Source organism: Paenibacillus pectinilyticus (assembly GCF_001700435.1).
Classification (GTDB): domain Bacteria; phylum Bacillota; class Bacilli; order Paenibacillales; family NBRC-103111; genus Paenibacillus_E; species Paenibacillus_E pectinilyticus.
Genome location: NZ_LYPC01000027.1, coordinates 1,237,275 through 1,262,759 on the forward strand (window position 1 = coordinate 1,237,275; position 25,485 = coordinate 1,262,759).

Annotated in this window: 18 protein-coding genes and 3 pseudogenes; 16 read left to right on the forward strand and 5 right to left on the reverse strand. The window is 45.2% G+C overall.

Annotated features, from left to right (window positions below):
• The first annotated feature begins 2 nt into the window (after nt 1–2).
• From A8709_RS27175 to A8709_RS27215, 9 genes are all read left to right on the forward strand, one after another.
• Complete coding sequence (locus A8709_RS27175; protein ID WP_065857022.1) at nt 3–1,292, forward strand: ABC transporter substrate-binding protein; 1,290 nt, start codon at nt 3–5, stop codon at nt 1,290–1,292.
• A 260-nt stretch (nt 1,293–1,552) separates the two neighbouring features.
• A complete protein-coding gene (locus A8709_RS27180) occupies nt 1,553–2,656 on the forward strand; it encodes a glycoside hydrolase family 172 protein (RefSeq protein WP_065857024.1) in 1,104 nt (367 codons plus the stop codon).
• Between the two features lie 53 nt (nt 2,657–2,709).
• A complete protein-coding gene (locus tag A8709_RS27185; protein ID WP_065857026.1) occupies nt 2,710–4,107 on the forward strand; it encodes an extracellular solute-binding protein in 1,398 nt (465 codons plus the stop codon).
• Between the two features lie 104 nt (nt 4,108–4,211).
• The gene (locus A8709_RS27190) at nt 4,212–5,120 is read left to right on the forward strand and encodes a carbohydrate ABC transporter permease (RefSeq protein ID WP_065857028.1); all 909 of its coding nucleotides are present in this window, start codon (nt 4,212–4,214) and stop codon (nt 5,118–5,120) included.
• 17 nt (nt 5,121–5,137) lie between these two features.
• On the forward strand, nt 5,138–5,962 hold the full coding sequence (locus A8709_RS27195; protein ID WP_065857029.1) for a carbohydrate ABC transporter permease: 825 nt from the start codon (nt 5,138–5,140) through the stop codon (nt 5,960–5,962).
• A gap of 32 nt (nt 5,963–5,994) precedes the next feature.
• Nucleotides 5,995–8,424: a DUF2961 domain-containing protein gene (locus A8709_RS27200; RefSeq protein WP_065857031.1), complete on the forward strand. Its 2,430-nt coding sequence runs from the start codon at nt 5,995–5,997 to the stop codon at nt 8,422–8,424.
• Between the two features lie 15 nt (nt 8,425–8,439).
• Nucleotides 8,440–11,118 carry a DUF2961 domain-containing protein gene (locus A8709_RS27205; RefSeq protein WP_167357182.1) on the forward strand — a complete coding sequence of 893 codons (2,679 nt, stop codon included), beginning with the start codon at nt 8,440–8,442 and terminating at the stop codon, nt 11,116–11,118.
• A 614-nt stretch (nt 11,119–11,732) separates the two neighbouring features.
• Nucleotides 11,733–14,357: a GH116 family glycosyl-hydrolase gene (locus tag A8709_RS27210; protein WP_208607746.1), complete on the forward strand. Its 2,625-nt coding sequence runs from the start codon at nt 11,733–11,735 to the stop codon at nt 14,355–14,357.
• A 246-nt stretch (nt 14,358–14,603) separates the two neighbouring features.
• Nucleotides 14,604–15,464 (forward strand): cyclase family protein, encoded by an 861-nt coding sequence (locus A8709_RS27215; RefSeq protein WP_141692663.1) that lies wholly within the window; start codon nt 14,604–14,606, stop codon nt 15,462–15,464.
• A 119-nt stretch (nt 15,465–15,583) separates the two neighbouring features.
• On the opposite strand, the gene A8709_RS27220 is transcribed toward A8709_RS27215, so the two are convergent.
• Genes A8709_RS27220 through fucU form a run of 4 tightly spaced genes read right to left on the reverse strand, consistent with a single transcriptional unit; the run spans nt 15,584 to nt 18,827 of the window.
• Nucleotides 15,584–16,597, reverse strand: a complete 1,014-nt coding sequence (locus A8709_RS27220) for a zinc-binding alcohol dehydrogenase family protein (RefSeq protein ID WP_065857037.1) — start codon at nt 16,595–16,597, stop codon at nt 15,584–15,586.
• Nucleotides 16,598–16,610: 13 nt separating this feature from the next.
• Nucleotides 16,611–17,555, reverse strand: coding sequence for an aldo/keto reductase (locus A8709_RS27225; RefSeq protein WP_065857039.1), 945 nt, complete (start codon nt 17,553–17,555; stop codon nt 16,611–16,613).
• Nucleotides 17,552–18,400 carry an amidohydrolase family protein gene (locus A8709_RS27230; RefSeq protein WP_065857041.1) on the reverse strand — a complete coding sequence of 283 codons (849 nt, stop codon included), beginning with the start codon at nt 18,398–18,400 and terminating at the stop codon, nt 17,552–17,554. The genes A8709_RS27225 and A8709_RS27230 overlap by 4 nt, the downstream gene beginning before the upstream one ends.
• Nucleotides 18,390–18,827: an L-fucose mutarotase gene (fucU, locus tag A8709_RS27235; RefSeq protein WP_065857043.1), complete on the reverse strand. Its 438-nt coding sequence runs from the start codon at nt 18,825–18,827 to the stop codon at nt 18,390–18,392. Before fucU ends, A8709_RS27230 begins: the two co-directional genes overlap by 11 nt.
• 125 nt (nt 18,828–18,952) lie before the next feature.
• Between fucU and A8709_RS27240 the strand changes: the two genes are divergently transcribed.
• A complete protein-coding gene (locus tag A8709_RS27240) occupies nt 18,953–19,834 on the forward strand; it encodes an AraC family transcriptional regulator (RefSeq protein ID WP_208607747.1) in 882 nt (293 codons plus the stop codon).
• Between the two features lie 363 nt (nt 19,835–20,197).
• On the opposite strand, the pseudogene A8709_RS35290 reads toward A8709_RS27240, so the two are convergent.
• Nucleotides 20,198–20,636: pseudogene (locus A8709_RS35290) on the reverse strand (IS5/IS1182 family transposase); the annotation flags it as partial.
• A 147-nt stretch (nt 20,637–20,783) separates the two neighbouring features.
• Between A8709_RS35290 and A8709_RS27250 the strand changes: the two are divergent.
• The 6 genes and pseudogenes from A8709_RS27250 to A8709_RS27270 all read left to right on the forward strand — a co-directional run bounded on the left by A8709_RS27250 (nt 20,784) and on the right by A8709_RS27270 (nt 25,471).
• The gene (locus A8709_RS27250; protein ID WP_141692664.1) at nt 20,784–21,152 is read left to right on the forward strand and encodes a hypothetical protein; all 369 of its coding nucleotides are present in this window, start codon (nt 20,784–20,786) and stop codon (nt 21,150–21,152) included.
• 217 nt (nt 21,153–21,369) lie between these two features.
• Nucleotides 21,370–22,245, forward strand: coding sequence for a tyrosine-type recombinase/integrase (locus A8709_RS27255; protein WP_065857052.1), 876 nt, complete (start codon nt 21,370–21,372; stop codon nt 22,243–22,245).
• Nucleotides 22,238–23,366 (forward strand): annotated as a pseudogene (locus tag A8709_RS27260) (IS91 family transposase). The gene A8709_RS27255 and the pseudogene A8709_RS27260 overlap by 8 nt, the downstream one beginning before the upstream one ends.
• Before the next feature lie 309 nt (nt 23,367–23,675).
• On the forward strand, nt 23,676–24,074 hold the full coding sequence (locus A8709_RS35295) for a transposase (RefSeq protein WP_244163321.1): 399 nt from the start codon (nt 23,676–23,678) through the stop codon (nt 24,072–24,074).
• 136 nt (nt 24,075–24,210) lie between these two features.
• Nucleotides 24,211–24,628, forward strand: a pseudogene (locus A8709_RS35300) (transposase).
• 360 nt (nt 24,629–24,988) lie between these two features.
• A complete protein-coding gene (locus A8709_RS27270; protein ID WP_065857055.1) occupies nt 24,989–25,471 on the forward strand; it encodes an ATP-binding protein in 483 nt (160 codons plus the stop codon).
• Nucleotides 25,472–25,485: the final 14 nt, after the last annotated feature.

Sequence of the window (25,485 nt, forward strand, 5' to 3'; positions counted from 1 at the left end):
TCATGTGGCTGGTCAGTGTTTGCCTTGCTTGCGGGCTCACAGGATGTCAAGACCAACCGCAAACATCGGATTCGAATGTAATCCAGTCCCAAGTGCCAGTAAAGGAACTCACATTCTGGACGTTCTATAATGCGGACTCCCCAGAGCAGAAGTTTTTTTCGAGAATCGCTCAGGAATATTCGGACCAAGTGGACCACACGGTACACATTACGATGAAGTCCCTTTCTTGGAGCGATTACGGAACAACGGGGCTCATATCCGCGTTCGCGGCGGGAGAGGGACCGGATATTTTTCTGGTGGCACCATCCAACATTCTTCAATATTCCAAAGTCAACATTCTAAAGGACTTGACACCTTATTTGTCACAAGATGTTCTGGGCGACTTTCTACCGCATTCGCTGGATGCAACAACCATCGATGACAAAATCTATGGAATTCCTTACGAACAGGATCTGCTTGGCTTATTCTACGATAAGGATGTATTTGACGCCAAGGGCCTGACTCCCCCGCGAACATGGGACGAGCTCCTGAGCGATGCGGTAGCGACAAAAACGGATCATCGGGCAGGCCTCACGTTCGATGTCGGAGCCACGGGGTTCGAGGTGTTCATGTTTTCCCCCTTCCTCTGGTCAGCCGGGGGTGACGTCATGACCGGCAATCATAAGCATTCGGCGCTGGATTCCGATGGAACCCGTAAGGCACTGGAATATTATAGAAGTCTTATGCGATCCGGCGCCATTAACCAAAAGCTGAGTTTGGATTCCGGAGAGATCGCGATCTTGGGGAAAGAAGAAACGGCGATGCAAATCTGCGGCAGCTGGGCAATTAGAACGATCGAGGAACAGTTCCCGAATAAGAACATCGGTGTTGTACCGATTCCTCTGCCTCCGGGCGGAAAACCTACAACCGTAGCGGGGGGGTGGAAAATCGTTGCGAACGCCAATAGTTCCTATGCCGAAGATGCGGCCAAATTTGCCGTCTGGGCATTCGCTAATGACGACATCAAACACAGTGTGGAATGGGGTACTCAAGTGAAGTTTGCTTTTCCGGTTCGACGATCGGTTCTAGAGAAGGCTAAGCCAATCTTTGAAAAGGGGCTTCGCAAAGAATTTGTAGAACGTATGCTGGGCACAGAAAGACCGGAGCTGCGCATCACCCCCCAAATGGCGAATATTGTAGCGGAGATGATTCAACAAGCTTTTTATAAAACGGAAATGCCGATAGATCAAATTGTAAAAACTTCCAATCAGAAGCTGGAAAGCTACATAAACACTTATCCTAGTTCTCTGTGAACGACAAAGTTGAAAATAGTAATTGAACCGCCGTGCTCAAGTCTGCTCGGCGGTTTTTGCGTTGAGGTCTTTATGTACAATCTAAAAAAATGGCATTAAAAACGTAAAAAAGGACATCAACCTCTGGGACAGGCGATCGGCTGGGTTAAATGTAATACGCAAATGGCATGAATCGACAGGAATCGTTCATGGTTCATCTTTATGAAAGGGCATACAATAATAATTGTAAAACAGAAAAATCATAAGACGGAGAGAAAAACATGAACACTTTTAATGGTCTAGGCGTGAATATGGGGAATTTGTGGAGGCTATCCAATGCCAAGAGTCGATGCATATCACCGGAAAATTTCACCGGTGCGAAGGGTGCAGGCGCAATGGCAACCGAGGGAACGGGGGCGCACTGTGCAACCGAATTAGGTCAGGGGTGGAAAATTTCCCCAAGCGTCGTCATTCGTTCAGGAGAAGAATTCACACTCGCAGCGATCGACGGACCCGGAGCGGTTCAGAGCATGTGGTTCGGCGGAGTGATCAGCCGGCGTTCCATCTTACGTATTTATTGGGACCATAGCGAGCATCCGTCCGTAGAATGCCCGCTGTCTGATTTCTTTGCTTACGGCTGGTCAAATATTCGTGAGCCGTTCAAGGGGCCGTTTGCTCCGCTTAATTCCTTGCCAGTAGTTGTAAATCCAAACAAGGGCATGAATTGCTTCTGGGAAATGCCGTTTCGTCAGCATTGCCGAATTACCTTAGAAAACAGGGACTCGCAAGACATGGTTAGCTATTATCATATCAACTATATTCTTACGGATGTTCCAGACGATGCGGCTTATTTCCATGCTTATTTCTACCGAACCAACCCTGTACCGTATATGCAAGATCATGTGATACTGCCGAAAATTTCGGGTAAAGGCCACTATGTAGGGACGGCTTTGACGATTGGTTTGAACGGCCCTGGCAATTGGTGGGGTGAGGGGGAAGTCAAATTCTTTATCGACGGGGACGAAGCGTTTCCGACGATTTGCGGTACCGGTACCGAGGATTATTTTGGCGGCTCCTACGATTGGGAAGTCGACGGCCGTTACATGACGTACTCCACTCCCTACATGGGCATGTATCATGTCGATCAGTCGGATGGATTGTATGCGCATCAACAACGGTTCGCCATGTACCGGTGGCACGTAACGGATCCAATCCGCTTCGAACAAGATCTCAAGGTGACGATTCAGGATTTGGGTTGGAGAGTAACCGGCTCGGAATATGCAGTAAGGCAAGATGATATTGCTACCGTTGCATTTTGGTATCAAACGCTGGGCGAGCAAACGCTGCCGCCTATTCAGAGCTCGAGGGAGCTTGAGATTTTCTAATTCGGTAAGAAGGGACCCCCTTTTTATAAAACGAAATCAGGGAGGAAAAAGAGATGAAAGTTTTACAATTAAAAAAACCGCTATACCTATCGCTCGCTGTCGTTATGTCCGCAGGCGTTGTTCTGAGCGGATGTAGCAGTTCCACGAGTGGAACAAGTGCAACCAGTTCTACCACTCCAAAGCCGGCCGATACGGCTGCTCCAAGTGCGGCTCCGGCAGCAGGGAAGCAGAAACTGGTTTTCTGGCACACTGTACAGGAAAAATGGGATCAGGATTGGTGGACGAAATGGATAGGTGAATACAACAAATCCCAAGACAAGGTAGAAGTTGATATTACTTTTGTACCAGGCGATGCATGGGATCAAAAATTGAAAGCGGCACAGGCTGCTGGAACTGCACCAGAAATTTGGAATACGCCTCTATCCGGTATTGCACAGAATATGCTAAAGGGAACCATTAAGCCGCTGGACGATCTTGTCGATCCGAAGGTTTGGGACGATTTGACGCCTAATGGTAAGCAATATGCCTTCCTGAATGGCAAGCATTGGGGCTTCCCGAAGTTCGTGGAGCCTTCTGCCCTGCTGCTGTATAGGAAAGATCTATTCCAGCAAGCTGGTTTAGATCCCGAATCTCCTCCTACTACGTGGGCGCAACTTATCGAAGATGGCAAGAAGCTAACTAAGGGCGGTGTGTTTGGCATTAATATGCCTACGAACGAAGGCGACTTGTCATGGACAACCTGGGGGATGCAGGCTCAGCTTAGCGGCCATCTGGCGATTTCCGATGATTGGTCGAAGGCGAACGTTACAGATGCAGGTCATGTCAAGCTGGCCAATTTCTTTAAATCCGTCTTTGATGCCAAGATTGCACCGGCGCAAACCATTGAAGGCTATTCTGCGGAAAAACCGTTTGCACAAGCCAAAGTTGCCATGACAATGGGCGGTTCTTGGACGATTGGACAATTGAAGAATGACTACCCGGATCAAATGAAAAATATCGGTGTATCCTTCTTCCCAACTGAAGACGGCGATTACAAGAAACCAACCGCATCGCTTGGTGGATGGTCCGTCGTCATTGATGCCAACTCGAAGCATCCTAAAGAAGATGCGGACTTCCTCACATGGATGTTTGCCCGCGATCCTAACGTATTGGCAGATTACTTCAAACGCGGAGGCTATACAAAGTTCTCGCCATGGAAATCGGTAGATCAAGCGATCAATCAAGATCCGGCTGCCGCAAACGACCCATACCGCAAAGTGATCTCTGAGAAAATCGTGCAATACGCGGTTAATGAGCCGTTGTTCCCATGGGATCCCTCACTCGCAGTCGGTCAGGCAATTAACCGTGTCCTGTTGAAGAATATGGATCCACAGCAGTCGTTCGAGCAAGCTGATAAACAAATCAACGACTTTATTGCCAAGAATAATGTGGCGGCGCAGGCCATTAAGTAACTAAAAACTCGAATTTTTGAGAGATAAGGTTGAGGGACATGCGACCTCAGCCTTATCTCTTCCAAATGTCCTGGACATTAAGATTTGATTAGGGGAGGATTTCGATGGCAGTCGAGGTGGTACAACAACGAAACCGTACAAGGGCACCTAAAATGAACAACGAAGCTTATGTGTTCCTTTTACCCGCATTCGCCCTGTTAACGGTGTTTGTCATTATTCCTATTTTATATGCTGCTAACATCAGTGTTCAGGATTTAAACCTGTATAAGAAATCGGCCTATGTAGGATTCCGTAATTACTATATCATTTTGACGGATCCGTTTTTTACGCAATCGTTGGTCGCTGGATTGAAATTTGCCGTTGATGTTGTGCCTGCTATGTTTATACTAGCTTTTTTATTGGCAATTATTGTAAAGAAAATGGGGAAAAGATCCTCAAGCTTTGCAAAGTCTGCTATTTATGTGCCTACTGTTATTTCCGGTATTATAGCATCTGTAATCTTTATGTTCATCTATTCCTATCAAGGCGGAGTACTCAATTATTTGATCGGTATCGTGGGTCTGGATCCTGTAGCATGGATCAACGATACGAAGACAGCCATGTGGAGTATTGCGATCCCGGGGATCTGGTTATGGCTTGGCACAACCACACTCATTATGTTGGCAGGCTTGAATGACATTCCGCTCGAATATTATGAGGCGGCAGATATGGATGGAGCCAACGCTTGGGTGAAAATGTGGAATATCACCATTCCTTCTATGAGGAATGTGTTTATATATCTGCTAATTACGTCGATTAACACCGCAATGCAAGAATTTAATATTCCATTTTTAGTAACTGAAGGGGGACCGTTAAGTCTGACCACGACCCCGCCCCTGTATATTTTTAACCATTTCCGACATGATCCTTTCCTAGGGCAAGCGATTGCTGCCGCTTTAATTATGTTTGTTTTGCTTGGAACTATCTCGATAGTGATCTTTAAATTGATTAATTCTCAGCAATCATTAGATTAAGACGGGGGTGAAAGAGAATGGCACATCAACGAAGCTTTGCACAATGGCTCATGTCCGCAATTGGTTTATTAGCTGGAGCCGTTGCCTTATTTCCTTTGGTCTGGATGTTTCTCGCCGGCTTTAAATCGGAAGACGAAGTGCTGTCAACCCCGGTCAAGCTGCTGCCAACCCATTGGCTATTGGAAAATTATAAATCGATATTGACTGACAATCATTTTACTATTTCCCTGTTTATGACCTTTCTAGGTGCGATCATCTCCACTTTTCTATGTTTATGCGTAAATTCCACGGCAGCCTATGCTTTTGCGAGGCTAGAGTTCCGCTTTAAGAAGCTGATCTGGTCGTACATGATTGTGACGATGTTTATTCCTGCTATCGCCGTCCTGGTGCCTCAATTTGTAATAGTCAGTAAACTCGGTATTCTCAACACATTGACGGTACTTATCATTCCTGGTGTCGCTCAGGCAATCCATATCTTTTTCCTTCGTCAATTTTATCTCAATACACCAAAAGCATTGGAAGAGGCTGCTCTGATCGACGGTGCAAACCGGTACCAAATCTACTACTACCTGTTTCTGCCTCTTTCGAAAGGACCTTTCACCATTGTCGGAATCGCCGCTTTTCTGGGCTACTGGAACAATTTTATTTGGCCTGTCATGACCGTTTCCGACGAGCGGCTATTTCAGGTACAGCAGCTGCTCGCCAGTTTCAGTTCGTTGCATAAAACGGAGTGGTCATTGTTGATGGCCGGCGCCACGGTCGTGGCTCTGCCGCCGATCATTTTATTCTTTATTTTCCAACGTCATATCATACAAGGAATCAAAATTTCAGGTCTTAAATAAAGATAAGGTTCACGAAAAGAGAGGTAATCGCCATGGAAGGAAAAAAGTATACTGCTCCTCTTGACGCGTACGAGGTTAATCAAAATTTGCCACGCCTACGACCGTATGCGTTCGCTGCTCAACAATCCAGTCATGATCGGATGGGAGGAAACAATGACGGCTGGGGTGAAGGTCAATTTCTCTATACAGATCCTAACGGGGAAAAGGTTATGTTGGATGTGAAGGGCGCTGGCAAGCTGAACCGTCTGTGGTTTGCAGGCGCGTGGGATCATGCCCAAAGCCGTATCCATTTTTACTTTGACGGCGAGTCAGAACCGAGAATCAGCGTTCCGTTCGGGGAGTTGTTCAGTGGAAACACGCCGCCTTTCTTGAAACCTCTAGTTGGCGATGCACAGGTGTCTAGTGGGGGCAACTTCTGCTATGTCACGCTGACGTTCTCCAAAGGGCTGAAAATAACTGCCGTCCCGGTAGGCAAGGACTTTTTTTATCATGTCGGTTACGAGCTGTTTGCTCCAGAGGTACCAGTAACCACGTGGCCGCATGAGGATGTCAACTCTAGTTGGGTAAGCTGGCTGCAAAAGAATAATGAACTTTCATCCTCTGGACAGTCGAACTCGAACGCATTGCTTTCGGGAAGTGTCTGCTTGCCTGGAAAAACGGCATCCATCGTTGCCCAATTGGAAGGTCCCGCTAGCTTGAATGCCATTCGTCTGTCAATTCCGGAGCTTGTTTCTCAAGATGACCGAGGTATGGATACGCTAAACCGGGTATGGCTGAAGATTTATTGGGATGAGGAAGAGGACCCAAGCATTCATGCTCCGATTGGCTCGTTATTCGGGATGGGGCAATTCGGGTTGGGACTTGTACAAACCCCTACGGCTGGCATAGATGACAATGGTGATTTGTATTTAAACCTGCCCGCACCGTTCCGTCGATCGGCTCGGGTGGAGTTGGTAAATGCAGGAGAGAAGGATATCCCCGAAATCCGTTATGTGCTTACCTGCGAGCCAATTGAGGACTCGTTGGATGGATTAGGCTATTTGCGTACCTGCTACTCCGATCTTGAGCCTCGAGCGGGAGACGGCAGTGATTACACGGTGCTCGATGTCCAAGGGATGGGTCATGTAGTTGGCATTGTTCAGTCGTTTGCGGGGGACAAAGAGCGAAGATACCTAGAAGGCGACGAGAGGATCTATATCGATGACAGCCGAACACCTGTGTGGATCGGTACGGGAACAGAGGATCTATACGGCGGAGGCGGCTACTTCATTCATGGTCCTTTCACCCTGCCGTTTCATGGAAATCCTGTGCATATCGAAGATGAGCTGGACAAGACGACGGCGTATCGGTTCTTCATCAACGATCCCATACCGTTTCGCAGCCGGGTTCTTTTCATGATTGAGCACGGTTCAGACTTGAACTGGGATGCACCGGAGGTAACCGGAACCAACAATGCAAATGTGGACGTGCAGTCGCTTGTATTTTACTATCATACACCAGAGCCCTGCATGCACTTATCTGACAGATTGGTGATTGGAAGTCCTAACAGCGAACGGACACATTCTTATCAGAACAGTGGCGAGTTGTGGCGCGGGTCGCTTAACGGAACCTATGAGGGTAACGAAGAAGATGTCGTCATCTCCGATTGGGGCTGCAAATGGTCAGGATCCTGTGAGTTTGTTTTACGTCTATGTCCAGCCAATGAAGGGGTTGTGGTGCGCCGTACCTTTGACCAAGCTGAACAAAATGGTCGAGCGGCTGTTTATGTTGATGGTGTTTTAGCAGGAATCTGGTATCGAGCTGGCAGCAATCCATGGCATGTGTGGAGAGATGATGACTTCCTAATTTCCTCTGAGCTTACAATGGGCAAGGAGGAGATTCGAATCAAGCTGGAGCTTATGGACAAAGACCATCATTGGTCGGAATTTGCCTATGAAGCATATTCTATCGGGAAGCGTGTATCTGCAAACCGTCCACTAACTGCAATGGATTCATCGACGGCTTCATTCGGACAGGAGATTCCATTTACACCAACGTTGCCCGATGGAGATTTCACCTTTATTTGCCAGTTTGTGCTGCCGGAGCCGCAGTGTGACACAGATGTTCTGGCTGGAGGAGTGGTCCTTCGGGAGGATAATGATGGAGGTTCCATCGAGCTCTGCCGAATCAATGAACAGGGTAATAGCCGGTTTGAGCTGTCCAAGTGGTTAGGCAGTCAATGCGAGGTGCAAAAGCTTCCAGACAATGCTGCTGAGACAGCGCTCTATCTTCGATTTACAAGAATCGGCAATTATTTTACTGCCTTCTATTCCACGAACGGAAACAAATTTACGCGGGTTGGTACATTCGTCCAAGCGGATTTTAAGGCAATGATAGCAGAGGTATTTATCAGGCCGAATAAACGGATGGAAGCGGAGGCCAAGTTCGATTCATTGCGCCTCATCGTCCATGAACCGAGATAGCAAGGAGAAGTCATGTTGAAGAGATATTATAAAGTGTTTTCCGTATTAATGTTACTAGTGCTTGCCGCGAGTTTCGCTTGGGCCGCGCTTCATAGAGAACAACACGAAACGATCGGAACAAATGAGTCTTATACCTTTGATGCATCTGAGAATTATAATAAGCTAGCCTACCTGCGGCCCAACGTATTCTCCGCCCTTCAGTCAAGCTATGACCGTGCGGGGGGCAACAATGACGGATGGGACCAAAGCAACTTCCTTTATACGGATGACCATCATGATCAGGTTATGCTAGACGTTAAGGGCCCGGGAAAAGTAAACCGATTATGGTTCGCTGGCGCATGGGATATAGATCAAACCTATTTTCAATTTTACTTTGACGGGGAATCATCTCCACGCTTAAAGATCAAGATGAGAGATATGTTTAATGGATCTACGCCGCCTTTTCTTGAGCATTTGACAGGAGACGGTTCTGTATCCAGCGGAGGCAATTTCTGTTATGTAACGATCCCCTTTGCCAAAGGCTTGAAGATTACGGCAACGCCAGTGGGCAAAGACTTCTTCTACCAGGTCGGATATGATACATTCAGTCCTGGTACGTCTATTGCTTCGTGGCCTGAACACGATATCAATCAAAGTTATGACGACTTAGTGAAGAAGACCGGAAGCACGCCGTATGAATCCAAGGGAAACGTTGCTGAGAAAACGGTTAACCTCTCTGGCGGTGCCACAATTCGATTAGCCGATCTTCGCGGTCCAGCAACGATCCAGTCCATAAAGCTGAACATCCCCGAGGTGATTGAAGAGCGGAAAGCCAGCGCGGATGTCTTAAACAAACTATGGTTGCGAATTCGTTATGACGGGGAGAAGAATCCTAGTTTTTATGCTCCGCTTGGTTCTGTATTCGCTATGGGGCAATTCGGTATTCAAAACGTTCGATCCCTTCCCGCGGGTATAAATGAGAACGGAGACTTGTACTTGTACCTTCCAGCCCCATTCAAGCGATCGGCTCAGATTGATCTGGTCTCTTTCAGGGAAATGGAAACGAAAGCAGTTAAGTTTACAACAGAGTACACCCCTTTTACGGATTCTATGGATAAAGTTGGCTATTTGCACGCTGCGTTTACCGATCTTCACCCTAAATCCGGAGATGGAAGCGATTATACCGTTCTTGATTCTCAAGGCATTGGTCATGTGGTGGGTATCATTCAATCGTTCGCTGGCGATACAGATCGAAGATACCTGGAAGGGGACGAAAGAATCTATATCGACGGGAGCCGTTCTCCCGTATGGATGGGGACCGGTACGGAGGATCTTTATAATGGCGGCGGATATTTCATCAACGGAACTTTTACGCTGCCCTTTCATGGCAATGGTGCTCATAAAGAAGGGGAGCAAGACCTTACGGCGGCTTACCGATTCTTTATCAACGATCCCATACCATTCCGTAACGGGATCACATTCGGTTTGGAGCATGGTGCTGATCTGAATGGCAACAATCCGTCCGAGACGACTACGAATGATGCGAATGTTGAGGTCTCTTCTCTTGTGTACTACTACAATGCCAATATGGAAACGAAGCTTACCGATAGTCTGGACATTGGCAATTCGAGCAGTGAACAGAGTCATGCCTACCAACTCACAGATCAAACTTCGCAAGATACTCGAAGCGGTACCTATGAAGGCAGCGAGGAAGATAGGGTCGTAACGCTACCCGGCCGTTCTTACACGGGGAGCAGCGAACTCACGCTCAAAGTGGACCCCCATAACCATGGGGTCATTCTTAGAAGGACATTTGATCAAACGATGCCAAACAGTGAAGCTACCGTTTCCATCGATGGCGTTCCTGTCGGTACATGGTATCATGCAGGCAGCAATGTTTACCATCTGTGGCGAGACGATGACTTCATGATTCCCATGGCCTATACGGCGAACAAGAAGGAACTTCATGTTAAGATCGTCAATGTGGCAAAGAATACGTCTTGGTCCGAGTATGGATACAAAGCCTATTCGCTCGATCTTCCCAAGGTAGGGATTCTGCAATCTTTACTGGCCCGCTTGCATCCTGCGCATACGCCAGAAGCGGATCCTCAAGGGCCGGCAAGCAAAGCTGCTGCGCCAAAGCATTTTGCCAATGAAGTAAAACCCCCACTTTGGTCGTGGGTCCGAGAAGATTCTTCCAAATACAAATTATTTCCTGACACTGGAATTGTCAGGATCATCGGGCAGCAAGGCGAGCTGTTTTACGACTCGAATAATGCAAAGAACATCCTCCTGCGCAATGCGCCGGAACAGGATTTCTCTATCGTCAGCAAATTGACGTTCCCAAGTCCGCTAGACAGTAATTATCAGCAGGCGGGAGTCATCATCTATCAGGATGATGACAATTACGTCAAGATAGGCAGAATGAGCAGTGACGGAATCAGCCATTTTGTCTTTACCAAGGAGGTTGGCAAGACAACTGAAGATCAGTCCGTTCCAGACAACGTTGCCAGTCAAACCTTGTATTTGCGGTTAACCAAACTTGGACATCAATATTCCGCTTATTATTCAACCAACGGAATCCACTTTACCAGGGCTGGTACGTTCTTCAGTGCAAGCTTGAACGCTCCTCGGGTTGGAGTATTTGCTTGGACGAACGCCGGCAAGGAGATGGCAGCAGACTTTGAGTCGTTTCAGATCATTGACCATCATTGATGATTGAAATAAGGACTTAAGTGAACGTGTCATACGATCGTGAAAAATTATTTCGAATAGACAAACGTTTTGTGAAGGAGCGGCCTTTTATCAATGAGATTTCCTAACCTGGAACGATTTCTTCCGCCCGCTGATTTTTCTTAATACATTTGAAAAAATGACACTGCCGATCGGCCGATCGGCATGACGGTATTTAACGGGGTGTTCGGTTCAGGAAATTTATCCTCTATTTTGGCTGGGGTCACATCAACATGGGTGGTACCGCTTATATTGTATATTTTCGGACAAAAATACCTCGTGGAAGGCATAACAGCCGGAGGCAATAAAATGTAACCGGATATTCCGACGAGGTGAACGAAGGAGTATAGACATTGACCCAGCGTGACAGGGGAGGGAAATCCTAAGAGCGGACGTGGAGATCTACTGTACGATCATACCTTAGCATTTATAGCCTGGAAACCTAGTGATTGCAGGCGCTGTCCCCGCTACCCTTTTACGCCAATGGTCTACTCCGTAATTTTCTTACGGCCTCTCACCATCTGTCAAAGTTGAAATACGGAGATCGGGCAAGAACATGTGAGTAAACATAACTGTATACTGGGAGGAACAGACATATGAGTTATTCAAAAGAACAATTATACGGCATGAACAAAGATTTCGTCCGCAAGGGAAGCTATACAAACGAAATCTCATTTCCGCTCGGCGGAATCGGTTCAGGTTCCATTGGCCTTGCCGGAAACGGCAGACTCTTCGATTGGGAGATCTTTAACAGACCCAATAAAAACAGCTACAACGGATTTTCGTTCTTTGCGATCAAAGCAGAACATAACGGTACTGTTAAAGTGTCGAAAATATTAAATGGGGATTTGCATCCTCCTTACACTGGTTCAGGAAGTGAAAACTTTCAGGGCTTCGGTTTCGGGGTCGCGAGAGAAAGCATGGCCGGATTTACCCATTTTACTTCGACCTCTTTCAAAGGGGAATTTCCTTTTGCCGAAATTCAGTTCGAGGACGAGAGTGTTCCGTTGGATGTGAAATTAACTGCATATAATCCGTTTATTCCGTTAAACGATAAAGATTCCTCGATTCCTGCAGCAATATTGGCCTATGAGGTCACCAACCAATCCGATGTAGCTCTGGATATCAGCGTAGTTGGCAATCTAACCAATCCGGCTGCAAAAGGTGCGATAAATGAATATCGTGATTTCGGTTCCTTTAAAGGGATGAATCTGTATTCCAAAGCCTATAAGGAAGATGCTCCCGAATTCGGAGACATGACACTCAGTACGGATAACCCGGATGTGAGCTATCAAAGCTATTGGTATCGGGGAGGCTGGTTTGACAATCTGACGGTGTTCTGGAAGGAGTTTTCCGCACCAGGTAGGTTCAAGGAGCGCTATTATGAAACGACGCGCGACAATACTTCCACGAACAACTTGAAGGACGTTTGTCTATTAAGCGCACATCAAAAGCTTGCTCCGGGAGAGACGGGTGTCTTTCGCTTTATGATCACCTGGAGTTACCCTAATTTTGAAAATTTTTGGAATCCGGGGATTACACCGGAAGGGACTCTCAACCCTAACCCAGTATGGAAAAATTATTATGCCACCTTGTTCCAAGATTCGACGGCTTCGGCACGTTATGTATGGGAGAACCATAACCAGCTCTATTCGGATACGATGGCATTTAAAGAATTGTTATTCCGTTCGACGCTTCCCGATGTAGTCATCGACGCGATCTCCAGCACCATTTCCGTTTTGAAAACAGCTACCTGCGTACGCCTGACCGACGGCACTCTCTACGGTTTTGAAGGAGTTCACGCGCATGAGGGATCTTGTGAAGGTTCGTGTACGCACGTTTGGAACTATGAGCAGGCTACGGCTTTTTTATTCCCGGCCCTCGCAAGAGGTATGCGGGAAGTGGATTTCAAATATGCCTTGCACAGCAACGGGAAAATGACATTCCGATTATTTCTGCCTGTAGAAAGGACGATTAAGGAAAATCACCACAGGGCTGCTGCGGACGGACAAATGGGCGGCATTATTAAGACATATCGGGAATGGAAAATTTCCGGAGATACGGAATGGCTGAAATTGGTTTGGCCGAAGGTGAAAAGTTCTTTGGAATATGCTTGGGATGCGACGAATGAGGATTTGTGGGATCTGGATAAAGACGGTGTGATGGAAGGCCGGCAGCACCATACGTTAGACATGGAATTGTTCGGTCCGAACTCCTGGTTAACTGGCTATTATCTGACTGCCCTGAAAGCCGCGGCGGAGATGGCGGGGCATTTGGGCGAACGGGATAAACAGGAGGAGTATCTGAAACTGTGCAAAAGCGGTTCCGATTGGGCGAACAAACATTTATTTAACGGCGAATATTACCATCAATCCGTGAATTTGAAAGATAGAACGCTGCTTGAGAAATTTGAGGCTGAACAAACTTATTGGAATGAAGAAACTCAGGAAATGAAATATCAAATTGCCGAAGGCTGCGAAATCGATCAGGTCATCGGGCAGTGGTTTGCGCACATTGTAGGACTAGGTTATGTATTCGAAAAGGATCAAGTTAAGACGGCTTTATCGAATTTGTTTAAGAATAATTTCGTAGAGTGCTTTCGGAATTATGTCAATGCATGCCGCATTTATGCGGTGAACGACGATAAGGGACTCGTCATCGCCACTTGGCCCAAGAATAACAGTCCGAAAATCCCGATTCCATACCAGGACGAAACCCAGAACGGTTACGAGTATCAGGCGGCCTGCCATTTGATCTATGAAGGGTTAATTGATGAGGGCTTATCGGTAGTAAAGGCGATTCGCGACCGGTATGACGGCTTGAACCGAAATCCCTGGAATGAGTTTGAGTGCGGAAGCAACTATGCCCGGTCGATGGCATCTTACGGATTCCTGCTTGCATTGAGCGGATTTCAATACGACATGGTTCGAGGACATATCGGCTTTGATCCGAAAATCAATCAGGATCAGTTTCGCTGCTTCTATTCGCTGCATACCGGCTGGGGGGAATTCGTCCACAATAACGGACAGTTATCCCTGCAGGTTCAATACGGCAGCCTTGGAATCCGGAGTCTCGGCTCTGATTTGCTCGCGAACAAGGAAATTGCGGAAGTAAAGTTGGATGGTGCAGGCATTCCATTTACGCGGCAGGAGAATATCATTCTCTTTAACGAAGAGGTACGAATCGAGCAAGGGAGTATTCTTGCCGTCAGCACAAATTAATGACTTGAGGTTGTGTTAAATGGAAATATGTAGAAATCTCGTCTATGCCTAAGGGAAACGGAATGAAATTTCGTTTCCCTTAGGCGGAATCGGGAGTGGCAGCATCGAGCTGAAGAAGATAGTTGAAACATAGTGGATTATAGGAACTCACTTAATTTTTTAGCAAATTGTTTAACAAGAAATTAAGATGACCCAACAGGAATACTTATTACTAGCCACAATAGAATGAGGAATTGGTGATTGGATATGACAGGAAATCTAGAACATACGGCAAAAATCTATGGAAAGCTGTCCTTTCCACAATTTACGCCTCAATTAATTTCAATGATTCGTACTGGTAGAGTTTATAGCCTTCAACAGGTACTAGAACCTGGAATACCTGTATTTGAAGGCCATGCACCATTTAAAATCATGCCACATATCCGGCACTTTGATTCAGATGGTATTTTAGAAGGATCCGGAGGATTTGCTTCAGAGCTTACTATGATGGGACAACACACTGGGACACACATTGACGCATTGTGCCACTTCAGTAAACGGGTTGGGGACGAGAGATACTTTTTTGGAGGGCAAACCGTTTCAGATGCTGAAAATCATGAGGGGATCTTGAAGTGGAGCGTCGAACAAATGCCACCAATTATTACCAAGGGGGTACTCTTGGATATACCTAAAGCTCTTGGTGTAGATATATTAGAAGATAGTTATGCAATTACTGCCGAAGATATCAAGCTTTGTGAAGAGAAGCAAGGAATACATATAACCAACGGAATGTGCGTTTTGACCCGTACAGGATTCTCTAAGTATTGGATGAAAGAAAACAAACGGTTTTTAAGCAGACATGCAGGAGTCAATTTGCAAGCGGCACAGTATCTAGTTGAGAAGGGAGCAATCGTTGTCGGAGGCGATACTTCTACATTTGAAGTGCTGCCATCACCAAAACATGATGTCCATATTTACCTGCTGGTGGAACAAGGAGTTCCTATAATGGAATGCCTGAACTTAGAACAACTTGCCCAGGAACAGGTGTATGAATTTGTTATTATCGTGACTCCTCTTAAATTAAAAGGAGTTACCGCATCGGTTATTCACCCGATAGCAATTTGTTGAGAAGGTTCTGTTGACGAGATAATTTGTACAATATTCAAGGAATACGCGATAAGACTAAGCAGCGTTCAAAGCAAAGAAGGTGCCCCCAAGCTTGCTAAGCTAAGGGACACCTTCTTTGTTTAAAGTTCTATCATGGCTTTAATGACCCTCGATTCAGGTTTTAACCAGCTCTCAAAGTGGTCGGGCATTTCTTGGAACGAGGATCGATGAGTAATATATCGTTCAACATCGATTTTGCCGCTGCGGACTGTCTCCAATACATGAAGGAAGTCTTCTTTAGTCGCATTCCGGCTGCCCATCAGCGTTAATTCTCGTTTATGGAATTCAGGATCGTGGAAGGCAATGTCCGACTTCACTAACCCTACGTACACCAAGGTGCCTCCATGTGAAGTGAATCCGAACGCGTCCGTCATCGATCTCACATTCCCTGTGGCGTCCAAAACGACGGTCGGAAGTTCCCCGCCCGTTATGTCCCGTAACTGTTCGAGGGGATTCTCCAATGCGTTAACGGTATGGGACACACCGGCCCAGGCACGGGCAAAGGCTAGTCTCTCATCATTAATATCCATAGCAATGACACGAGCGCCGGCAACTTGGGCAAATATCATGACCCCTAGTCCGATAGGGCCTCCGCCGATAACGAGAACGAACTCTTCGGAGCAAAGCCCGGATCGTCTTACGGCATGAGCGCCAATCGCCAACGGCTCGAGTACTGCAGTTTGATCGAGGGTCAATCCGTCGGTCTTCAACAGGTGAGAAACAGGGATGGAAATTTTCTCGCACATCCCGCCGTCAACATGGACGCCGAGCACTTTCATATCCGTGCAGCAGTTCGTCTTGCCGTTCCTGCACGCAATACATATGCCGCAGTGAAGGTAAGGCATTATACTAACCTGGTCGCCCTCACGTAGACCAGCGTCGTTCTCCCCGATCTGCTCAATGATTCCCGCTAATTCATGGCCCAATACGCGAGGATACGAAAAAAAGGGCTGATTTCCTTTGAAGGCATGATAGTCTGTCCCGCAAATACCGATTCTGCGGATACGAACGATCGCTTCTGCAGGCTTCGATTGCAGGTCAGGTAAGTCCACTATAGTGAAGCGCTCGACTTCTTCACAAATTATTGCTTTCATTATAAGACCTCCTCTAGAGTAGGATGTTTAGATTATATTCCGGCAGTCCGCTAACCCAGGATTTGTTCTGAATCGGTTGAAGAGTGGCTAGTACCTCGCGCAAGAGAGCCTCGTCGAGGGCCTCATTTGCCCATTCAACATTACGACGGATATTAAGTGGATTACTTGTGCTGACCAGAGTAGTAGGGATACGTTCATCCGCAACGGAGAATTGGATGGCTAATTTAGCAATATCGACTCCGCTGCGCGCGCACAAATGAGCGGCTTCTTTACAGACACGCTTAATTTCCTCGCTTGCAGGATGCCAATCAGGGAGTTTGTTTGTATTCAGAAGTCCCATTGAAAGCGGAGAAGCGTTCACTAAACCGACCGCATGACGTTCGAGAAGTGGAAGGATGGATAGCAATGTCGTATCATTTAATGAATAATGGCAGTAAGAGAGCACCACATCCAAGTGGGTATGGAGAATGGCTTTCTCCAATACGGAAAGTGGTAGCCCGGATACTCCAGCAAAACGAATTTTTCCCGATTGCTTTAGTTTATCAAGCGCGTGAAATGCGCCCTCGGCGACTTGCTGAAAAGGAACGAATTCAATATCGTGCAAAAATAGGATATCCAAGTAGTCCGTTTGTAGTCTGGCTAGGCTCTCGTCTACACTGTCGAGAATGCGCTTTTCTGAAAAGTCAAACTGATCCGAGCCGTAGCGGCCTGCTTTCGTTGACAGTAAGAACTTGTCGCGCGGGAGTTGGGCTATGGCTTTGCCAAGGACAGTCTCTGCTTTGGTTAATCCATAGTAGGGAGATACATCCATATAATTAATGCCCATTTCGATGGCGGCATGCACGGTTTTTACGCTTTCCGCATCATCCGTCTTCTGAAATACAGAGCCAAGTGAAGATGCTCCAAAGCTTAATGCGGAAACCTCAAGTCCTGTCTGACCGAGCGTTCTATATTTCATTTGACTACCTCCTTGCCAAGTTTATAGAATGTCTTCGCGTTTTCGCCAAACAAAAGCGCTGTTTCATTTTCTCCCCATGACGAGGAAAGCGATTCCATCAAAACTTCCACGACTTGATCATAGTCTGCTGCTAGTAAACAAACCGGCCAGTCGCTGCCGAACATCACTCGTTTAGATCCGAACAATTCCAACACTTTTTGAACATAAGGACGGAAGTCCGAAGTTTTCCAGTTCTTATGATCGGCCTCCGTGACCATCCCTGATAGTTTGCAATAGATATTGGGATGAGCGGAGATTCGACGCATATCACTGAGCCATGGCTCCAATAAGCCTTCAACGATTCTAGGTTTTGCCAAATGATTGATAACTCCGTGCAGGCCGGGTACCACGTCCAACAACTCTGCAAGCGGAGCTAACTGATGAGAGAGAACAAGTAGGTCAATTGGCACGGCCTCGTAGGCATAAGAGCGCAACGCTTCTACAAAGTGGGGATTCAAAATATCGTTGGCATCGGGCATCTCCTGAATCATGATACGAAAACCGACAAATTTAGGATGTCTACGGAATCGTTCAAAGTGCTGACGGTGTTGAGGGTCGTTTAGATCCAGCCAACCGACCACACCGAGTATGGAATCGTGTGATGAGGCGAGGTTAAGAATATAATCCGTTTCTTCTAACGATGGGGCGGCTTGAACGACAATACTACCGTTAAGGTGATGATTCCTAAGGTGCAGATTCAAATCCTCAGGGCCGAAATCGCGATATAATACCTTAAGATCTGGAACGATCCAACCGTAATCGCCTCGTTCTACCTTCCAGTAATGCTGATGTGCATCAATTCTCATGAGGAATTACGCCCTTCTTCAGAATTACATTGGCATATAAAGCGGATTCTCCAGTTGCAACAACGGCATAGGCTTTGGAGGCACGTTCATAAAAGGCGAAGCGTTCTACCATGTCGAAAGGCTCAGCGATACCGCTATGCTTTTGAATCAATTGTTGGTAACGCTCCCAAATTGGCGTTTCAACAGGGTCGCCCGGAAGGACATCCATCAAGGCAGCAGGCCGTTCCACATAACGGTCCAGTGGGAAAAGGGGCAAGATTGCTTCGAGAAGATCCGGTATGGGATGCCCATCGCAGCGGACCAGTCGGTTAGCGATACTTGCCGCGGGAAAGTTGGCGTCAGCAAGAACAATTTCGTCGCCATGCCCCATCTCCATTAAAATCTTCAGCAGTTCTGGTGATATTACTCGAGGAATTCCAATCAGCATATGATAACCTCCTTCTTGTATAGTTATATTATCATCTTTTAAATGGATATTTAATGGCGAATAATTGCGGAAATGTGCTATATTTTGATGTGTATATAGAAATCAGTGAAAAGAGTGGAAAAATGATGGAGCAACCTTTACGCAAATCGTTTTTTAATGATCCCATGTTTCCGTTTGAAATGGTTTACAGGGATCGAAAATCCCCTCAGCATGAACTTCCCGAGCATCTTCATGACCGCTATGAGTTAGTTTACATTTACGAAGGTCGAGGAACATTTTTACTTAATCACAACTTTTATGATATGAGTGAGGGGGATCTCTTTGTTATTCCAGGAAACACCATCCATCGAGCTTTTCCAGACACAGAGGTCCCAGTTTTGTCGACAGCGTTATTTTTTTCTCCATCTCTGGTAAGGATACCCTCTCTAGGGGACACTCATTTCATACTAAGTAGTTTTGAATGGGCAAGAAAACGAAGAAAGTATAAGGTAAATATTCCGGAGGCCTTGCGGGGCACCTTTATGTCGATTATCGAACAGATTAAGATGGAATTAGAGGATAGAAAAAGCGGGTATAAGCACGCGATTTGCCTTCAACTTCAATTTCTACTATTGCAATTGAACCGGCTCATGTCTCAAGTGCAATCCGAAACCGAAGATCCCGTTCATTCAGTTCCTCAATGGATGCAAAGCTTGCTGCTATTCATCGATCTACATCATACTGAGAACGATTTGTGCTTAACGACTCTTTCAAAGCGTGCATCAGTATCCACGTCACATCTATCACGTGCCTTTAAACAATACACAGGTATAAGTGTGATCGACTATGTGAATGCAAAGAGAATCGCCAACACCAAGGAGATGCTTCTGACAAGCGATAGTTCTTTGGAGATTATTGCCCAAAAATGTGGTTTTGAGAGTCTTTCTCACTTCCATCGACTGTTTAAGTTGCTTACTGGAGTAACTCCGGGTGCTTATCGTCGTGGGAATCAACTCTTTAAGGGATGAGAGTGATTGTTTAAACAAAGCGTTTGGGCTAGGTTTTGTAAAAACGAATTTCTGTTATGAAATCTCGGAATTCTATAAGGAAATGGATTGAGTTTAATAGAATGTGTTTGAAGTACTACTTCAAACATTACTCTTGCCCGAAGACAAACTGCTTATCTATGTAGTTGCAGCAAGAGTCGGACTTAGAAAGTGTCGGTTATCTGAACGAAGCGGGACAGTGGATGCTAAATCTGAAGCTTTTATAGCGTAGTTAAGCAATTCATGCGATAACCTTTCCTCATTTTTTGTTATATGAATCAATTTCATAACGTTTTTAAATGATGCTTGTGTTATCCGAAGTTTGACGGTCTATTTTTAAAAAAATTAAGCCACAGCCTTGTGAGATTGGCTCTTTCTAACACGGTCTACTTTTAATTTGCATGCTGTATAGACTAAACAAGATAACTGAAAGTCTACGCTTGCTAGTTTTCCTCGATGGCGGATAATATTGAACTTTCTGGCATTCTCCATCGTTAAACGGACAGCTCCCACATACCTTTGGTGACGTGTACTTGAGCGTTTCATACTTTGGATCAAAACTATCGTACCTGTAGCTCTTTCCTTCTTTGCAGGTAGGGCGAAAATACTTATCTTTACCTTCGAGGGGTTGTTCATTTCGTTTGTTGTAATCGATGAGTGCAGAAGCTCCCAGGGCCTGTGCTTGCTGGTAAATGGGTGCGAGATCGTAGCCTGCATCTGCAAGCACGTAATCCACCTTGAAATAGGGATGAAACTCCGTCAACAATTTGAGTAAGGGAATCGCAAAGTTCATGAATATTGATACAATAAACATTGGAAATCAGTAAATAAAATATTTTCTCGTGAATATTTTTGGCATCAAGCATATATTGACTACCGATCGGAACTTGAACAAGAAGAAGATAAATATAGCGAACTGTTAGATACTACTTTGGAATATCTATGGGAGAAGGACTATGATAATTCTATTGAGGAGTCTGTTAGTTATTTAATGCCCTCAGAATTTATTGTAAAGAAACTTGGATTACAGCAAGGTCAAGAGGGGTATTGGTTTGACAATGATGGAAAATTGATTTGTTTTAATTTGGCATTGGAAGGTTATAATACTGGATTATTATTAGAAAAAGAAGCGTTAGCAAAGTTACTTTCAGATAATCAATTAGCATTAATTTGGGATATTTATATTGAAAAAGTTGCAAATAAGGAACTTCATGAATGGAGGACTGTTGCAGAAGAGAAAGATGGCATTATAGAAGTTGTTAATAAATACGGAGAAGATACGTGGAAACTAAATAATTAATTTTTTATGAATAAGAGAAATACAAGTAATAAATGTGGGTCTCTATATAAGAGAAGATGTGGGGCGAGGCTGTAAAATAATTTGGATAAACCGCTGTAGCGGTGGTTAAAACCATAAACCCAACATTTGTGTTCTTATCCATGCTTTTCGATTAGACTACTCCTGTCTTAAAATGACCATGCAGTTTTACTGCTAAATCATTTTAAGGAGAACAGCCATGGACAACAATGAACAAGTTTTGTCACGTTTAAGGGAAGACATCCTGCTTCGGGGGTTGTCGAAGAACACACTGGAAAGTTATACACTGAATGCGCGCATTTTTTTGACGTATTGTAATCGTCCGGTGGACGAACTTGATGTAGAGGACATTCGTAAGTTTTTGCAATACTTGATTCAAGAAAAGAAATCTTCACCTGCAACCGTAAATACGTACAGTGCAGCCATCCGGTTTCTCTTTGCCGTTACGTGGAATCGCACACTGAATTATCTTCAGATCCCACAACAGAAAAAGCGTAAGAGCATCCCCGAATTACTAACGAGAGAAGAAGTTTCGGCCATTATGACTGGTTGCGACAACATCAAGCACAAGGCCATGCTCATGGTGGTTTACAGTTCGGGCCTACGTGTCAGTGAAGCCGCGGCGCTCAAAATCCAGCATATCGATTCCAAAACCATGCGGGTGTTTGTTGGATGTGGCAAAGGCGGCAAGGATCGATTCACCTTGCTTTCGGAAACTTGCCTTCATGTGCTGCGTGAATATTGGAAAGTGTATCGCCCACAGCACCCGGAAGGCTGGCTTTTCCTCGGAACGAATAAGGTCACTCCCATCACTTCCGCCGGCATCAAGAATGCCTTCTACAAGAAACGAACGAAAATTGCTAAAGATGTATCCGTTCATACGCTGCGTCATTCCTTTGCCACGCATTTGCTTGAAGATGGCGCCTCACTCTTACAGATTAAAGAATTGCTAGGCCATGCTCATATTCAGTCTACGACGATTTACCTGCACTTGGCCAACGTCACTTCAGGTCTGAAAAGTCCGTTGGATCATTCCACGATAATGTCACAACCATCGGTTATTTGCCATGGTTGAATTACAAGATATTTTTTTGGCCAATGGTTCTGCCTATCGGCTCGATCACTCTCTTTATCTCGATCAGTTGAAGGTCATGCGCGCCATTGAAAGCTGTCGGACGGCCGCTTTGGGTGGACATATAGATGCATGCGACAACTGCGATTTCACGCGAATTTCTTACAACTCTTGCCGAAATCGTCATTGCCCCAAGTGCCAAACATTACAGAAAGAACGCTGGATTGAAGCCCGAAAAGAGGATTTGCTGAATGTGGGCTATTTCCATGTGGTATTTGCCGGATCAGTTGAATCCGGTAGCCTACCAAAATCAACGAGTGGTGTATGACCTGTTATTTAAGGCCGCAGCCGAAACCTTATCCGAGCTTGCAGCTAATCCCAAGTATTTAGGTGCGCAAATTGGCTTTACCTCGATCCTCCATACCTGGGGACAAAACCTGATGCATCATCCACATCTTCATTGCATTGTCCCAGGCGGAGGTTTGAATACGTCCGGTAAATGGGTTCACGCAAGAAAGAGGTTTTTTATCCCTGTAAAGGTGCTATCCCGGAAATTCAGAGGGAAATTTTTATATTATCTGAAGCAGGCCAAACTCGACTATTACGGTTCTATTGCTGATCTGAAAGATCAGGAGAGATTCAATGAACTGATGTCTTCACTGTATCAGAAAGAATGGATCGTTTATTGCAAGCCCCCCTTTAAAAACGCGGGTTGTGTCGTGGAATATCTGGGGAGATATACCCACCGCGTTGCCATATCGAATAACCGGATCCTGAAACTTGAGGATGGTGCAGTGATATTCAAATGGCGTGACTACAAGGATAGCAATAAACAGAAAGAGATGAAGGTAACAACAGAAGAATTTATTCGTCGCTTTCTGATTCATGTACTGCCTACCGGATTTACAAGAATTCGACATTACGGATTACTCAGCCCCCGTAATAAAACAACCAAGCTCAAATTGTGCAAAAAACTTACTAAAACCAAGATTAGCGATACGCCGAAAGTGAAATTGTCCACCATGGAATTATTTAAAAAGCTGACGGGTAAAGATATTAACCTTTGCCCTTGCTGTGGTGTCGGCCATATTAGTCGAGCTTCACCTGAAGAGGAAATTGCATAAGTATAAAATTGCCGCTTGATTGGGGAGGGGGAAGCTACGTTTAAATGAGCAGTTTTGATGTACTTGGGGCTCATTATTTTTGTACTTCAGCTTAGCTCATTAGAAATATAAGGTTTTCGAGAGCAGTATGTCCTTCTTTGATTACCCATAGTAGTAACCCACCGCAGTTTAGTCCAATAGAATTATCCAAAGTCAGCTCCTGCCTCTAAGGAGCTCATTTTTTTGTCATGACTTTCGATAATTCTCTACTCATTGTGTAAACTCTCAAACTTATTAAAATAGAATTACTAGGAAGGGTTGGGAGAACACATGGGATTATGGTCTAAGGAACAGCTGCGGCAATTCATTAAGGAGAACAAACTTGTAACGGCACAAGATGCCCAGAATGCACTAAAGGAGCTCTTCGCTGAGACACTGCAGGAGATGTTGGAAGCTGAGCTCGATGCGCATTTAGGGTACGAGAAACACGACATTCAGAACAAACAAACCACCAACAGCAGAAACGGCAAAAGCAAGAAAACGATCATCAGCGAATATGGGGAACATGAAATCGAAGTGCCACGGGATCGTCAAGGTGAGTTTGAGCCAGTTGTTGTGAAGAAGCACCAATCAACTGTAACGGGCATTGAGGATCAGATTGTTGCCATGTACGCCAAAGGTCAGCGCGAGAGATATTCAGGATCACCTCGAGCAATTGTACGGTATTGAAGTCTCACCTACGATGATTTCCAATTGATCACCTGTGTCGACAACCTGACTGGCTTTTCCCAAGCCATTTCAGCCTCTTTTCCCAAAACAGATCCAGAAATGCATCATTCACCAGATCCGGAATTCGACCCGTTATGTGTCCTATAAGGATATTAAGAAGGTAACGGCAGCCTTGAAGCCCATTTACAAAGCAGCAACAGAAGATGCGGTTGCTGGAACTTGACCTATTTGAAGAAGCCTGGGGCGGCAAGTATCCTTTGATCATCCGTTCATGGCGTTCTAACTGGGATGAATTGGCCACCTTCTTCAAGTACCCGCCTGAGCTTCGAAAGCTCATCTATACCATCAATATGATTGAGAGTTACCATCGCCAGCTTCGTAAGGTTACGAATGGGAAAAGTATTTTCCCCACAGACGAGGCCCTATTGAAAATGCTTTATCTCTCCACAATGGATGTCGTTCGTAAATGGACCGGCCGAGTACAGAATTGGGGCCAGATTTTACTCCAACTTTCGGTCTTCTTTCCCGATCGCATCGGCCAATTTTTACGCTGAAAATTTTTTCTCCCCTCGGGGAGAAATCTTTTTAAAAGAGTTTACACAAAGATCTTGACAGACCCTGGGGGTCAACTCTCAGCCTTTTGGGAATCAGCTTCATAACTAAATCGCACCGCGGCAGCCGCTATTTAGCTATTAGTGACGCTCGTAGATTCGATTGTTAGTACAAGTTACATAACAGCAACTTCCAGTCTCTTCAGGGACTTTGGTTGATAATATGATAATAGTAACTCCTATTAACTATATGTACTTTTCAACCCAAGAATTGAAAAATTATCTTATGTAGTAAGTATATTGATACCGATTTTTGGTGATAATGAAAGTATAATTTATTTTCGTCAATGGGGGTTAGTTATTATGTTTACAGATCTCAAACAAAGTTTCGAGAAATTCATTAATCATTCGCAAGCCAATTTTATGTTTGTTGATGGTTCTACTGGTATTGGAAAAACAACTTTTGCAAAAGAGTTAATAAGAGAATTGAACTCCGATGAAACTTCAGTCATATACACTCAAGCTCCTTATATCGACAATGAAAGGGAGTTTATACTTTCATTATTGAGAGAAGAAATGATATTTTACAAAAATATGTCTAAAGCTGATCTGAAAACAATTCTATTAAGAAAGGTATCAAGTTGTAGGTTTCTAGTAATTGATGATTCGCAAAATCTATTACATTCATATAGGTTATGGATGAATCATTTCTTGTTTATGTCATGGCTTGTAAATGAGACTGATATCAAAATTTTATACTTAGGTACAATTCCTTTTGAACACAAGCTTGAAGAATACGATACAATTCGCAGAAGAAGCGTCATATACAATTTGACGGCATCTTAGAAACTTCAACGAAA

Coding starts and splice junctions, on each gene's coding strand:
- A8709_RS27195 (WP_065857029.1), top strand. CDS start 5,138: ATGGCACATCAACGAAGCTTTGCACAATGGCTCATGTCCGCAATTGGT.
- A8709_RS27200 (WP_065857031.1), top strand. CDS start 5,995: ATGGAAGGAAAAAAGTATACTGCTCCTCTTGACGCGTACGAGGTTAAT.
- A8709_RS27175 (WP_065857022.1), top strand. CDS start 3: ATGTGGCTGGTCAGTGTTTGCCTTGCTTGCGGGCTCACAGGATGTCAA.
- A8709_RS27190 (WP_065857028.1), top strand. CDS start 4,212: ATGGCAGTCGAGGTGGTACAACAACGAAACCGTACAAGGGCACCTAAA.
- A8709_RS27255 (WP_065857052.1), top strand. CDS start 21,370: ATGGACAACAATGAACAAGTTTTGTCACGTTTAAGGGAAGACATCCTG.
- A8709_RS27230 (WP_065857041.1), bottom strand. CDS start 18,400: ATGAGAATTGATGCACATCAGCATTACTGGAAGGTAGAACGAGGCGAT.
- fucU (WP_065857043.1), bottom strand. CDS start 18,827: ATGCTGATTGGAATTCCTCGAGTAATATCACCAGAACTGCTGAAGATT.
- A8709_RS27185 (WP_065857026.1), top strand. CDS start 2,710: ATGAAAGTTTTACAATTAAAAAAACCGCTATACCTATCGCTCGCTGTC.
- A8709_RS27225 (WP_065857039.1), bottom strand. CDS start 17,555: ATGAAATATAGAACGCTCGGTCAGACAGGACTTGAGGTTTCCGCATTA.
- A8709_RS27210 (WP_208607746.1), top strand. CDS start 11,733: ATGAGTTATTCAAAAGAACAATTATACGGCATGAACAAAGATTTCGTC.
- A8709_RS35295 (WP_244163321.1), top strand. CDS start 23,676: ATGGGATTATGGTCTAAGGAACAGCTGCGGCAATTCATTAAGGAGAAC.
- A8709_RS27220 (WP_065857037.1), bottom strand. CDS start 16,597: ATGAAAGCAATAATTTGTGAAGAAGTCGAGCGCTTCACTATAGTGGAC.
- A8709_RS27215 (WP_141692663.1), top strand. CDS start 14,604: ATGACAGGAAATCTAGAACATACGGCAAAAATCTATGGAAAGCTGTCC.
- A8709_RS27240 (WP_208607747.1), top strand. CDS start 18,953: ATGGAGCAACCTTTACGCAAATCGTTTTTTAATGATCCCATGTTTCCG.
- A8709_RS27180 (WP_065857024.1), top strand. CDS start 1,553: ATGAACACTTTTAATGGTCTAGGCGTGAATATGGGGAATTTGTGGAGG.
- A8709_RS27270 (WP_065857055.1), top strand. CDS start 24,989: ATGTTTACAGATCTCAAACAAAGTTTCGAGAAATTCATTAATCATTCG.